General features: G+C 63.6%; 9 protein-coding genes and 1 tRNA gene. 2 read left to right on the top strand and 8 right to left on the bottom strand.

Translation table 11 applies throughout. The annotated features are described in order from the left end of the window. Positions 1-102 precede the first annotated feature (102 nt). From VVS03_RS05830 to VVS03_RS05820, 3 genes are all read right to left on the bottom strand, one after another. Positions 103-447, bottom strand: a complete 345-nt coding sequence (locus VVS03_RS05830; protein WP_368521301.1) for a pentapeptide repeat-containing protein — start codon at positions 445-447, stop codon at positions 103-105. A 913-nt stretch (positions 448-1360) separates the two neighbouring features. Beyond that, a complete protein-coding gene (locus tag VVS03_RS05825; RefSeq protein WP_368519973.1) occupies positions 1361-1774 on the bottom strand; it encodes a hypothetical protein in 414 nt (137 codons plus the stop codon). Between the two features lie 350 nt (positions 1775-2124). Next, positions 2125-2198 (bottom strand) — tRNA-Gly (locus tag VVS03_RS05820). 115 nt (positions 2199-2313) lie between these two features. On the opposite strand from VVS03_RS05820, the gene dcd reads away from it, so the two are divergent. Together dcd and VVS03_RS05810 are read left to right on the top strand one after the other, a co-directional pair. Further along, entirely contained in the window at positions 2314-2877 is a 564-nt protein-coding gene (gene dcd / locus VVS03_RS05815; RefSeq protein WP_296203483.1) for a dCTP deaminase, read from the top strand. Positions 2878-2947: 70 nt separating this feature from the next. Further along, positions 2948-4264 carry a UDP-glucose/GDP-mannose dehydrogenase family protein gene (locus VVS03_RS05810; protein ID WP_368534248.1) on the top strand — a complete coding sequence of 439 codons (1317 nt, stop codon included), beginning with the start codon at positions 2948-2950 and terminating at the stop codon, positions 4262-4264. On the opposite strand, the gene VVS03_RS05805 is transcribed toward VVS03_RS05810, so the two are convergent. The 5 genes from VVS03_RS05805 to VVS03_RS05785 form a co-directional block, all read right to left on the bottom strand. Next, positions 4203-5462, bottom strand: a complete 1260-nt coding sequence (locus tag VVS03_RS05805; RefSeq protein WP_368534173.1) for a YibE/F family protein — start codon at positions 5460-5462, stop codon at positions 4203-4205. The two genes, VVS03_RS05810 and VVS03_RS05805, sit on opposite strands and share 62 nt — an antisense overlap. Before the next feature lie 94 nt (positions 5463-5556). Then, positions 5557-6789 (bottom strand): pyridoxal phosphate-dependent aminotransferase, encoded by a 1233-nt coding sequence (locus VVS03_RS05800; RefSeq protein ID WP_368534174.1) that lies wholly within the window; start codon positions 6787-6789, stop codon positions 5557-5559. Positions 6790-6845: 56 nt separating this feature from the next. Continuing rightward, the gene (locus tag VVS03_RS05795) at positions 6846-7481 is read right to left on the bottom strand and encodes a DUF1707 domain-containing protein (protein WP_368534175.1); all 636 of its coding nucleotides are present in this window, start codon (positions 7479-7481) and stop codon (positions 6846-6848) included. A 10-nt stretch (positions 7482-7491) separates the two neighbouring features. Then, positions 7492-8961, bottom strand: a complete 1470-nt coding sequence (locus VVS03_RS05790; protein ID WP_368534176.1) for a cation:proton antiporter — start codon at positions 8959-8961, stop codon at positions 7492-7494. A gap of 89 nt (positions 8962-9050) precedes the next feature. Continuing rightward, complete coding sequence (locus VVS03_RS05785; RefSeq protein WP_368534177.1) at positions 9051-12149, bottom strand: (Fe-S)-binding protein; 3099 nt, start codon at positions 12147-12149, stop codon at positions 9051-9053. Between the last annotated feature and the right edge of the window lie 30 nt (positions 12150-12179).

Here is a 12179-nt window from a genome sequence, read left to right as displayed (position 1 = left end):
AAAGGCAGGGCACCGAGTGGTGTCCTGCCTTTACGCATGGAGCCGGCGACGATGTTGTGCGTCAGCGGAGTTTGTAGCCGAGTTTTGGGAGCACAAACCAGATCAAGAACTGGGAAACTCAATCGCAGATTCCTCAACCCCTATGCAGTCGGAAAATTGTTCCTCATCAGCAATAATGGGAACTAGATATGCGCCTGTTAAGTCAGCATGGGTTAGCGTCGCTCCACGAAAATCTGATTCACTAAGGATTGCATCCGTAAAATCTGCGCCGGTGAAATCTGCTGATTTCAAATTAGCCCATGCCAACATGGAGCCTCGGAATGAGCATCCCCGGCACACGCTCTCTTCAAGGTTGATATCAGTTAGGTCATAATTAGACATATCTCTTCCAGAAATGTCTTTGCCGGCCAAATCAGTAGACCGTGAAATAGGCATTGCTTTATACATGTTATTTAATCTGTGGAGAGTTAATAATCCACTGGGGGCAACGGCCGTCGAATCCTTCGCAATAGGTGGTAACCACTCCGTGTGGTAACCACTCCGTAAGGTTTACCATCCTGTATCTTATTGAAACCAACTACCGTCAAAACATTTTTAGTTTCAAGCTTTCGGCACTTTCTCAGCGGTTCCCAGCCTTTGCAAGAAATGTGATCCATCGGCAATCTGTATTCATACCGGTTGCCAAAATTCTTTATTTTAGGGGCATATTATTTTAGGGGCATATTTTGTCGTAGCCAGAACCGCCCGGGTAGATACACCACTCCGGCGGACTTGACCCGCGGGCATATCGTCCATATCGGCAAAAACCGCATCAACACAATCACCCCTGATCACATCTGCTGCATGCTGCAAGCAATGAAGAAGAACGGACTTAGCGGCCGCATCTGCTAAGCCACATTCTTCACGCTAAGCGGAGCGCTTAAGGACTCGGTACGAGAGGGCAAAATTCCGCACAACCCTCGCGACCGAATGGATGCGTCCCGCGCCAACAGCACAGAGGGGCAAGCCTTTTCTCGTGCCGAATTCGCCGGGCTACTACGTGTCATCGAGGACGGGCCGCTCATGATCCGCGCCCGCTGGATGATGGCATTAACGATCGGGGCAAGTCAGGGCATCAATTCCTCGTTGGCTACCGGGAAACAGTTTATTACTTAGGTTTGCCTCTTAGAGGAAAACCTGTGGAACACGATCCAAATCAAGAAACCTGCAAGGGGAATCACGAATTGGGCAAGACACCACAGGAATATTCGGGTGGTAGAACTTCCGCGCTGCTTCTCCCAAAGGGGAACGATGCTAGCGAGGATAATGCACAAGAGAGGAATTCCTACCCATAGTGCGTCATAAGCAACTGGTATCTCCATTAGATATCCCTACATCCGTTTCCGGCTCCTACATCCGCCATCGATTCGGAGTGGCCGTCGGCATGGCCGGTGAGCTTGATGCACGGTGTGAGCGCCGGCAGCTGATTGACTACTGGAATGTTCTCGCCCAGTTTGAGGCCAACCTCTGAATATGCTCGGCCGACTGGACCGGCCGGTCGTGCACCACTGTTGAGCACTCCGGTGTATGTGTAACCCGGGGTCTTGGTTTCTCCACCTTGGTTGGTGATCTCCACGCTTGTTACTTCGTTTCCTGCCGATCGAATCGATGTGGTTGTCTGTTTCGGTTGAGTAACCTTCTGTTCGACTGCGACGGGATTCATTGCCCTCAAGAAGATGGATTTCTCCTCGTTGGTGAGCTTGCTGTACTCCTCGTTGGGATCAGCAGCGTTCATTACTTGATTCGCTAGCTTCTCTTCCTTGGGGTCTCGGTGGCGTGGGCTGTCCCGGTTGTCAAGCTGAGTGCAGTGAGCGTGGCAAGGGGGGATTGAGAGGAGACGGTGTTTCAGGATTGTCCTTGCTTGTGGATGATTGCGGTTAAGTAACAGGGTATTCTGCATTGCTTTCAAGATCCATAATTGTTCTAAAGGGTCAAGTCCGCCGGAGTGGAGCATACGACGCATGAGGGGTGGGTGCCGTCGGCGGCTACGCACGCGGTGTGGGAAGACCTAGGGAAAGTTGGATAGTTTGGGCCTACCTGCCGTCCTATAAAAAATAAGCCACACCAAAAGGTGTAGCTCATGTGTGGAGCCGGCGACGAGAATCGAACTCGCGCTCTCAGCTTGGGAAGCTGATGTTCTACCATTAAACTACGCCGGCAGAGCCTGAATTGTGCGCCCATTGCTGGGCATACATCAAGCGCTGGGAAACACTCTACACCCTCGCTGACCCCGGGTGAAAACCGGGTCGCCTAGCTGCTAGTAGACTCGGACACGTGCTTTTATCAGATCGAGATATCCGGGCCGCCATCGAGGATGAATCGCTGCAGATCGAGCCCTTCGATGCCAACCTTATCCAGCCTTCGTCCGTGGACGTGCGCTTGGATAAGTACTTCCGCGTGTTCAACAACTCCCGGTACACCCATATTGATCCGAAGGAAGAGATGCCGGATCTGACCAGCCTGGTCGAGGTGGCCGACGGAGACGCCTTCGTGCTGCACCCGGGCGAGTTCGTCCTGGGGGCCACGCTGGAGAAGTTCACGCTGCCGCCGCACCTGGCTGGCCGCCTGGAGGGCAAGTCCTCCTTGGGGCGGTTGGGCCTGCTCACGCACTCCACCGCGGGCTTTATTGACCCCGGCTTTTCCGGGCACATCACCCTGGAGTTGTCGAACACGGCGAACCTGCCGATCGTCCTGTGGCCGAACATGAAGGTCGGCCAGCTGGCGATCTTCAAGATGACCTCGCCGGCGCAGGATCCCTATGGCAGTGGGGCGCTGGGCTCGAAGTACCAGGGCCAGCGCGGGCCGACGCCGTCGAAGTCCTACCTGAACTTTCGCTAAGGTTTTAGGATCCGGCACCCAGATTTAATCCTGTGTTCAACTCGGGCGCTTAAGATAACCGCTTATGCGCATGACTGTGATTGGCACCGGATACCTGGGTGCGACGCACGCCGCTTGCATGGCCGAGCTCGGCCACGAGGTTCTCGGCGTGGACGTGGACCAAGCAAAAATCGACTCCCTGGCAGCGGGCAAGGTTCCCTTCTACGAGCCGGGCCTGCCGGAGGTACTCGAGCGCAACTTGGGCGGCGGGACGCTGAGCTTTAGCACCGATTACGCCGCGGCCGCCGAGTTCGCCAACGTCCACTTTTTGGGCGTGGGCACCCCGCAGCGCCACGGTTCCTACGCGGCGGACATGACCTATGTCCGCACGGTCATCGAAAAGCTGGTCCCGCTGCTCAAAGGCCAGCATCTTATCCTAGGCAAGTCCACCGTGCCGGTGGGCACCGCCGCGGAGCTGCAGCAGATGGCTAACGAGCTGGCCCCGGAGGGCACCGAGGTGGAGATCGCCTGGAACCCGGAGTTCCTGCGCGAGGGCTACGCGGTCAAGGACACCATCACCCCGGATCGCATCGTCATCGGCTGCCGGGAGGGCGAGTCCCGCGCGGAGGAGATTGCCCGCGAGATTTACGCCGAGCCGCTGCGCCAGGACACTCCCTTCATCGTGACGGACCTGCAGACCGCCGAGCTGGTCAAGGTCTCGGCGAACGCGTTTCTGGCCACCAAGATTTCGTTCATCAACGCCGTGTCGGAGATCTGTGAGATCGCCGGCGCCGACGTCGTGGCCCTGGCGGATGCCATCGGGCTGGACGAGCGCATCGGTCGCAAGTTCTTAGGCGCCGGCCTGGGCTTCGGCGGCGGCTGCCTGCCGAAGGATATCCGCGCGTTTATGGCGCGGGCGGGCGAGCTCGGCGCGGACCAGGCACTGACCTTCCTGCGCGAGGTCGACGCCATCAACATGCGCCGCCGTGACCGCGTGGTGGACCTGGCCAAGGAGTCTTTCGCCGGCTCCCTGCTGGGCCACCGCGTGACGGTGCTGGGCTGCTCCTTCAAGCCGAACTCGGACGACGTGCGCGACTCGCCGGCGCTATCCGTGGCCGGCTCGCTGTCCCTGGCGGGTGCGGCGGTGACGGTCTACGACCCGGAGGGCATGGACAACGCCAAGAAGGTCTTCCCGACGCTGGATTACGCCCCCGACGTGGACACGGCTCTTAAGGATACCGAGCTGGTCATCCTGGCCACGGAGTGGAAGCAGTTCCGCGAGCTCGACCCGGTCGCCGCCGGCAAGCTGGTCGCCCGCCAACACATCATCGACGGGCGCAACGTGCTTAATGTGCGTGAATGGCAGGCGGCCGGTTGGGATCTCGTGGCCCTGGGTCGGAGTGTGTAAACGCTGCAATCAGCGTCGTGACCGGCACGGCGCTGACCAGGGAAAGCGCGCCTACCCCGGAGCGCAGTAGCTCGGTGGCGATGACGTCGCTGCTCAAGACCTGGCCGGCGGAGGCATCGGCCGCGGAGATGAGCAGCAATAGTGGCAGCGCCGCACCCGTATACGACAGCACGATGGTGTAGACCATGGACGCGATGTGGTCGCGCCCGACCTTCATGGCGGAGACGAACAGCCGCCACCGCGGCATCGTCGGGTCGATGGCCGCCAGCTCGTGGACGGTGGAGGCCTGCCCGATGGAGACATCGTTGAGCCCGCCCAGCGCGCCGACGATGAACCCGGCCAGCAGCACGCCGACCACGGACAGCTGCGGGAGGTAGAGCAGCAGCTTGAGGTTGTCCTCGGAGGACAGGCCCTGCAGGTGGGACGTCCGGATGGCGATGATGGCCACGACCGTGGCCACGGCCAGGGCGACCAGGCTGCCGGCCAGCGCCGAGGCGGACTTGAAGTTCCAGCCGTGGACCAAGGGGATGGCCACCACCAGGATGGCCGCGCAGGCGATAATCGTGACGGGGATGATGGGCTGGCCCGCGGTGATGGCCGGCAGGAGGAAGAAAAAGACGATGGCCAGGCTGAAGGCCAGGCCGATGAGCGAACGCAACCCGTGCCAGGCGGCGAAGATGAGGATGGCGGCGACGATGACCAGGCCCCAGGCCCACAGGGCGGAGCTGCGCTCGTAGTCGGCGAAAGCGTACTGAGCCTGCCCGTTGGCGGGGTTTTCCGACAGGGTCATGGTGATGTGGTCACCTACCTCAAGTACCGGCTCGCCGGCCACGCCGTAGTGCACCAGCTGAGTCATCTTCCCTGCATCCGGCCCGTCTTCCAGGTCCACCAGGGCGCGGCGGCAAGAATCATCGTGGGCCCCGGCGGCCTCCGCGGCGGTAGTGCGCGGCGGGGTATCAAAGGCCGTGCCGGTAGCCGGGGAAGCGCAGGCGTTGGAATCGACCTGGGTGACGGTGCCGGTCACCCGCTGCTGGTTCAGCGAGTACGCGCGGTCGAAGTCTTCGCTCGTGTCCGGGCCGGTGCTAGGCCAGAGCCAGACGAGCCCCACGGCGGTGGCGGCTACTACCAGCCCCAGCAGACCTAAGAGGAGGCGCTGCCACAGGTTCAGACCGGCCGGCTTTACTGAGTGTCGTGCCATAGCCACTAATAGTAAATGTTTTCAATTCTGTGCGCGCACAAAGTAGCCCCGGCAGCGAAAAATCACTCCGGGGCTGGGACCGTGCTTACCGCGGCTACTGGCGGTAGCTGGCCAGGAAGTTGCCCAGGCGCTCGATGGCGTTGTCCAGCTGGGACGCCCACGGCAGGGTGACCACGCGGAAGTGATCCGGGTCCGGCCAGTTGAAGCCGGTGCCCTGCACCATGAGGATCTTCTCCGAGCGCAGGATGTCCAGCATCAGCTTGGAGTCGTCGTGGATCTCGTAGACGTTCGGGTCCAGGCGTGGGAAGGCATAAAGCGCGCCCATTGGCTTCACGCAGCTGACGCCGGGGATCTCATTGAGCTTTTCGTAGGCGATGTTGCGCTGCTTGAGCAGGCGGCCGTCCGTGCCGGTCAGCTCGTAGATGGACTGGCGCCCGCCGAGCGCAACCTGGATGGCGTGCTGGGCCGGAACGTTGGGGCACAGGCGGGTGCCGGCGAGCAGCTCCAGGCCTTCGATGAAGCCGGAGGCGTGGTTCTTCGGGCCGGTGAGCACCATCCAGCCGGCGCGGTAGCCGGCCACGCGGTAGGCCTTCGACAGGCCGTTGTAGGTAATGCACAGCAGGTCCGGGGCCAGGGAGGCGATGGAGGTGTGCTTCGCGCCGTCGTAGAGGATGCGGTCGTAGATTTCGTCAGCCAGGATGAGCAGGTTGTGCTCGCGGGCGATCTCCACGATCTGCTGCAGCGTCTGCCGGGAGTAAACCGCACCCGTCGGGTTGTTCGGGTTGATGACCACGATGGCCTTGGTCTTCTCCGTCACCTTGGACTTGATGTCCTCGATGGACGGGTTCCAGTCGTCCTCCTCGTCGCACAGGTAGTGCACCGGCGTGCCGCCGGCCAGGGAGGTGGCCGCCGTCCACAGCGGGTAGTCCGGGGCTGGGATGAGGACCTCGTCGCCGTCGTTGAGCAGCGCTTGGGTGGTCATGGAAATCAGCTCGGAGACACCGTTGCCCAGGTAGACATCCCCGACGTCGAAGTGCGGGAAGTCCTCCAGCTCGTAGCGGGTGACGATGGCGCGGCGGGCGGGGATGATGCCCTTGGAAGTGGAATAGCCCTGGGAGGTGGGCAGGGCGGCGATCATGTCGCGCATGATGACGTCCGGGGCGTCGAAGCCGAAGACCGCCGGGTTGCCCGTGTTGAGCTTCAGGATGTTGTGGCCGTCGAGCTCCATGCGCTCTGCCTCGGCCGAGACCTCCCCACGGATGTCGTAGGCGACACCCTTGAGTTTGTCGGATTGGTCAAAAATTCGGCGGTTCGGCGTGGTAGTCATGCCGCAATTGTGCCATCTTTTGGACCGTGGTGACGAAATTTGGGCCGGGAAGTGCCCTAATTGCTGTGCTTCTTGGTGTCCTTGGGCTGGCTCCAGTTGTCCACGCGGCGCTTGGCGAAGTCGAGGGCCTGGCCGGTCAGCTCGCCCGCGGTCTGCTTGTTATGGGCCCACATCAGGGCGCGCTGCTCGGCCTGGGTGGCCAGGATTTCCTTGCGCTTTTGGCGCTCTACCTGGCGCGGGCTGGGCGCGTGCCAGGAGCTGGGGCCTACCTTGAGCACGTAGAGCGCGATCCACAGCACCGGGATGAGCAGGAAGGCGGCGACGGAGGCAGACACCAACCCCACCGCGGCGCCGACCCCGGCCGCGCCGAAGGCGCCGATGAATGCGGAGGTCCCGCCGATGGTCAGCAGCAGGCTGCCGATGAGCCCGGTGGCCAGCTTGGGTTTGCGGCCGGCCTCCCAGGCGCGCTCGACGTCGGCGCGGGAATAGATCTTCGGCTCGGCGATGGGCTGGTCCGGGATGTCGGTAAACAGGGGGACGATGTCGCGGCGGGTGCGTGCGCCCATGACGTAATCGGAGCGTTCCTCGAATTCGTCCACGCTGAGGCGGCCCTCGCCGACGGCCTTGGCCAAAGCGGTCAGGGCGTCGTTGCGTTCGGCATCAGACAGGCGCAGGGAATCGTCGTAGCTCATACCCAAAAGTCTATCCGTTCTTGCCGCCGCCGTCGCCATCCTGTGCGACACCATCCCCAGTAGCCTCAGCTCCAGAGGACTCAGACCTATCCGCCTCGGACCCCTGTCCGTTGTGGCTGGCCTCGTGGCGCTTGAGGTTCTCGTGTTCGGCGTTGTCGCGGTCGCGCAGCTCGGCCAGGGAGGTCGGTTCGGAATCATGCGCCGGGGTCTGTTCCACGACGCGCGCACGGTAGGTGGAACGCTTGCCGGTGACCGGGTCCTTTTCCTGGCACAGGCTGGCCAGGATGGGGAAGATGAGCACGGTCAGCGCGCCGCCGGCGATAAAGAGCGAGGATTGCTCGTTGTCCATGATCCCGGAGCTGACCGCGATGGAGGTCACCGCCACGATGATCGGCAGGCCGGTGGCCGCGTAGAAGGCGACTTGGAGGCGCTCGCGGACAGTCTCGATTTCGGAGCCGGTGTGGTGGAGGTTCTCGCGCAGGAAGACTGGCAGGCCGCGGGTGATGAGGATGAGCAGCGGGATGCTTACTACGAGCAGTGGGCGGCTGGTGATGACGTTCCAGTCGATCGACATGCCGGAGACCACGAAGAAGACGGGGATGAGCATGGAATAACACAGCACGTCCAGGCGGTGCTCGAGGCGCTGGTGGAACTCGTTGGGGATGATCTGGTGGAAAATCATGCCCGCGGCGAACGCGCCCAGCACGATGTCGAGCTCGAAGACCGCGGCCACCGCCATCAGCACGGCGAGCACCAGCATGATGAGCCGCAGGATGGTCTGGTTCGTCGAACCGGCGCCCTGCAGAAAGGCGTTGCGCACCAGCGGCATGGCCTTGGCGACCAGGCCTGGCACCATCGCCAGGGCCACCGCGATGGCGAAAAAGCCCAGCAGGATGAGCCCGGTCTGCCAGGTAGAACGCGTGGACAGCAGCAGCGCCATCGCCAGGATGGGGCCGACCTCACCGATGGCGCCGTGGATCATAACTGAGCGCCCCACCTGGGTGCCCATCATGCCGTTCTGCTTGAGCATAGGCGTGATGGTGCCCAGCGCCGTTGAGGTCACCGCAATGGCGATGACGATGGCCAGCGGCAGGTTATCGAAGTGGAAGATCGCCCACGCACCCAGCAGACTCGCCGCCAGGCACAGCGCCCAGGTGGAGGCCGCCGTGCGGGCTTCCTTGGACTTCAGCGAGGCGATGTTGATTTCGAAGCCGGCCAGCAAGAACAGTGCACCGACGCCAATCTCGCTGAGCATCTCGATGCCGGGGTCCTCGTGCGCCAGATCCAGCACCGACGGGCCGATAATCATGCCGAAAATCAGCAGCAGCGGCACCGCCGGCAGCCGCCGCCCAGTCATGAAGGAAACCAGGGGCGCGGCCAGCGCAGCGGCCATAATCCACGCGAAGGAGACCAGCGAATTCGTAATTCCTTCGTCACTCGCCGCCAGAATCAGGGCGGCGCCGGAGTCGCTATTGAACACCTGCTATACCTTAGCCGGAACAGGCCTTTTCCCAGAACTCCAGCAGCCGCGCGCAGCTCACTAACGATGCCGCCGCAGCCGACGCCTCCTTAGTCGTCCTGGTCGGCGTCTGCCTCAGTGTCCGATTCAGCATCCGATGTCGAGCCAGCAGCCGGGGCCGAAGGAGCAGCGGGCGCTGCGGGTGCTGCGGGTGCGCTCGGCGCTGCCGGCGCTGCCGGCGCGGAAGGTGCGGCAGGTGCCTGGGGAGCAGCGGGTGCAGAAGGAGCTTTCGGTGCTCCAGGGGCGGCAGGAGCGCTTGGCGCGGCTGGCGCACTTGGGGCCTTCGGCGCGGTCGGGGTCGATGAAGCAGGTGCTGCCGGGGCTGCGGGAGCAGAGGGCGCGCTCGGGGCACTAGGCGCGGCAGGTGCCTGGGGTGCTGCGGGAGCACTAGGAGCGGCCGGGGCTGCAGGCGCACTTGGTGCAGTTGGTGCAGCCGGAGCAGAAGGCGCGGCCGGTGCTTCAGGCGCTGCTGGTGCCTTGGGTGCCGAAGGCGTAGCGGGTGCGCTCGGGGCGCTAGGTGCGGCAGGTGCCTGGGGAGCTGTGGGTGCAGAAGGAGCCTTCGGTGCAGCCGGGGCTGAAGGTGCGCTGGAAGCTGCGGGCGCGCTAGGTGCGGCCGGAGCAGAAGACGCAGACGATGCCGGGGCAGCAGGTGCCTTCGGCTTAGAAGGCGCGGTCGGCGCGGAAGGTGCCTTTGGAGCTGCGGGAGCCGAAGACGCGGGGCTTGCCGGGGTGGCAGGAGCGCTCGGCGCACTTGGTGCAGCGGGAGCGCTAGGTGCTCCCGGAGCAGAAGACGCAGGCGATGCCGGGGCAGCAGGTGCCTTGGGTACAGAAGGCGCAGCCGGCGCGGAAGGAGTGTTCGGGGCGGCCGGTGCCGTCGGAGCGCTAGGAGCAGCGGCTGGTGCGGCCGGCGCGGTTGGAGCGCTCGGGGCAGTGGGGGCACTGGGTGCCGCGGGCGCGCTAGGTGCTGCCGGGGTCTTGGAAGCAGGCGCCGCTGGGGCTGCCGGCTGTGCCGGCTTGGCGGTTTCGGTGTTCGCTGTTTCTGCTGTGTCGGTCGTGTTTTCGGTGGCCTGGTCGGTCTTGCGGGTCAGGCGGATGGGCTCGCCGAAGAAGGCCTTGGGGCGGGCTGGCGGCAGGGTGCCGTCGGCATCGGTGGCGATGGAGCTGCGCAGCATCTGGGCGACGTCGGTGACGGGGGTCTTGCCCTCGTTGAGGGTCTTGACACCGCCGGTGAGCATGACGTTGCAGAAGGGGCAGCCGGTGGCGATTTCCTCGGCGCCGGTGGAAAGGGCTTGCTCGGTGCGGAACTCGTTGACGCGGGTGCCGAGCTTTTCTTCCATGAACATGCGGGCGCCGCCGGCGCCGCAGCAGAAGGCGGAGTCGCGGTTGGCGTCCATCTCGTTGACCTTGACGCCGGTGGCCTCCAGCAGCTCCCGGGGCGGGTCGTAGACCTTGTTGTGGCGGCCTAGGAAGCACGGGTCGTGGTAGGTGATGGGCTTGCGGTTTTCCGCCGTGCGGGGCACCGGCTTGAGCAGCCCGTCGCGCACCAGGCGGTTGAGCAGCTGCGTGTGGTGGAAGACGTCGAAGTGGCCGTCGAAGTCCGGGTACTCGTTGCGCAGGGTGTTGAAGCAGTGCGGGCAGGTGGTGATGATCTTGCGCTGCCCGGCGGGCACGCCCTCGAAGGTCTCGTTGAGGGTGGCGACGTTTTCCTGGGCCAGCATCTGGAACAGGAACTCGTTGCCGGCGCGGCGGGCGGGATCACCCGTGCAGGTCTCCCCGGTGGCGAGCACGCCGAATTTCACGCCGGCGGTGTGCAGCAGATCGACGACGGCGCGGGTGGTGACCTTGGCGGCGTCGTCGTAGGCGCCGGCGCAGCCGACCCAGAACAGGTACTCCAGGTCCGCGAAATCGGTCTCGTCCTCACCGATGATGGGGACCTCAATGCCGTCGGCGCGGGCCTGGTCCACCCAGGTGCGGCGCTCAGAATTGTTGCGGCCCCACGGGTTGCCTTTAGTCTCCAGGTTCTTGAACAGGCCGGTCAGCTCCGAGGGGAAATCGGACTCGGCCAACACCTTGAAGCGGCGCAGATCCGCGACGTGGTCGAGGTGCTCAATGTCGACCGGGCACTGGTCCACGCAGGCGCCGCAGTTGGTGCAAGACCACAGGACATCGTCATCGATGACCCCGGCCATGGACAGCACGTCCACGCCCGCGTGCGGGTTGTAGTTATCCACCGCGGCCGAGCCGAGGTCCATGACCAGCTTCTTCGGCGACAGGGGCTTGTCGGTATTCCAGGCCGGGCACAGGTCCTGGCAGCGCCCGCACTCGGTGCAGGTGCCGGTGTCCAGCAGCAGCTTCCAGCTGCCCGGGGTGAGGTCTTCTTCCAGATCCGGGGTCGGCAGCTTGCCCAGGGCCTTCTCCCCATCCGGGTTGCGCTGGAAGAAGATGTTGAAAAACGCCAGGAAGCGGTGCCACATCACGCCCCAGGTGAACTGGCGGGAGATGAACACGATAAACGCCAGGCCGGTCAGCAGCTTGAACAGCGCGAAGGCCTGGATAAGGCCCGGGGAGGCCGGCAGCAACTGCGAAAGCGGGAGGCTGACAAAGTCGGTAGCCCAGCTCCCACCGCCGTAGGTAGCGCGCTTGGAGGCCTTGACCAGCAGCATGCCGAGTCCCTCGGAAAAGACGATGGCCTCGACCAGGTAGGCGCTGGTGGTCTGCGAATTATAGAAGCGGCTGCCCCGCTCAGTATGGCCCAACTTCAGGCGGACGGCGACGAGGAAGCCGATGCCCAAGACGGTGCCGAGCGCCAGGACCTCTTCGAGGAAGTGGTAGACCGGCCAGTCGCTCAACAGCGGCCAGCCGCCGGCCGGGTTGAAGGCCTGGATATAGGCCTCAAACCAGACCAGGATGCCGAAGAGGAAGCCGATCATGACCAGCCAGTGCGCGGCGTTGACTAGCGGGCGCCCCTTGAAGTGGGCGTGCCCGAAGACCTCCACCAGCACGCGGCCCAGGCGGCGCAGCGGCTGGTCGAAGCGGTTGAGCTGGGTGGGCCCGCCGGAGCGGATGAAGGTAAACCTGCCCCAGGCGCGGTAGCCGAAATACGCCCAGACGGGCAACGAGAGGACAACGGCGATCCAGCCGGCAAGCATGGGCGGGCTCCTTCATTGGCTGCGGATAAG

It is taken from the genome of Corynebacterium sp. LK2537, from assembly GCF_040946485.1.
Classification (GTDB): domain Bacteria; phylum Actinomycetota; class Actinomycetes; order Mycobacteriales; family Mycobacteriaceae; genus Corynebacterium.
The sequence above is the reverse complement of the archived record's forward strand: the minus strand, read 5'-3'. Positions and strand labels throughout refer to the sequence as shown.

Excerpts from the sequence above, each read along its gene's own strand:
- VVS03_RS05800 (WP_368534174.1), bottom strand. The coding sequence starts at position 6,789 with ATGACTACCACGCCGAACCGCCGAATTTTTGACCAATCCGACAAACTC.
- VVS03_RS05830 (WP_368521301.1), bottom strand. The coding sequence starts at position 447 with ATGTATAAAGCAATGCCTATTTCACGGTCTACTGATTTGGCCGGCAAA.
- VVS03_RS05785 (WP_368534177.1), bottom strand. The coding sequence starts at position 12,149 with ATGCTTGCCGGCTGGATCGCCGTTGTCCTCTCGTTGCCCGTCTGGGCG.
- VVS03_RS05805 (WP_368534173.1), bottom strand. The coding sequence starts at position 5,462 with ATGGCACGACACTCAGTAAAGCCGGCCGGTCTGAACCTGTGGCAGCGC.
- VVS03_RS05825 (WP_368519973.1), bottom strand. The coding sequence starts at position 1,774 with ATGAACGCTGCTGATCCCAACGAGGAGTACAGCAAGCTCACCAACGAG.
- VVS03_RS05795 (WP_368534175.1), bottom strand. The coding sequence starts at position 7,481 with ATGAGCTACGACGATTCCCTGCGCCTGTCTGATGCCGAACGCAACGAC.
- VVS03_RS05810 (WP_368534248.1), top strand. The coding sequence starts at position 2,948 with ATGACTGTGATTGGCACCGGATACCTGGGTGCGACGCACGCCGCTTGC.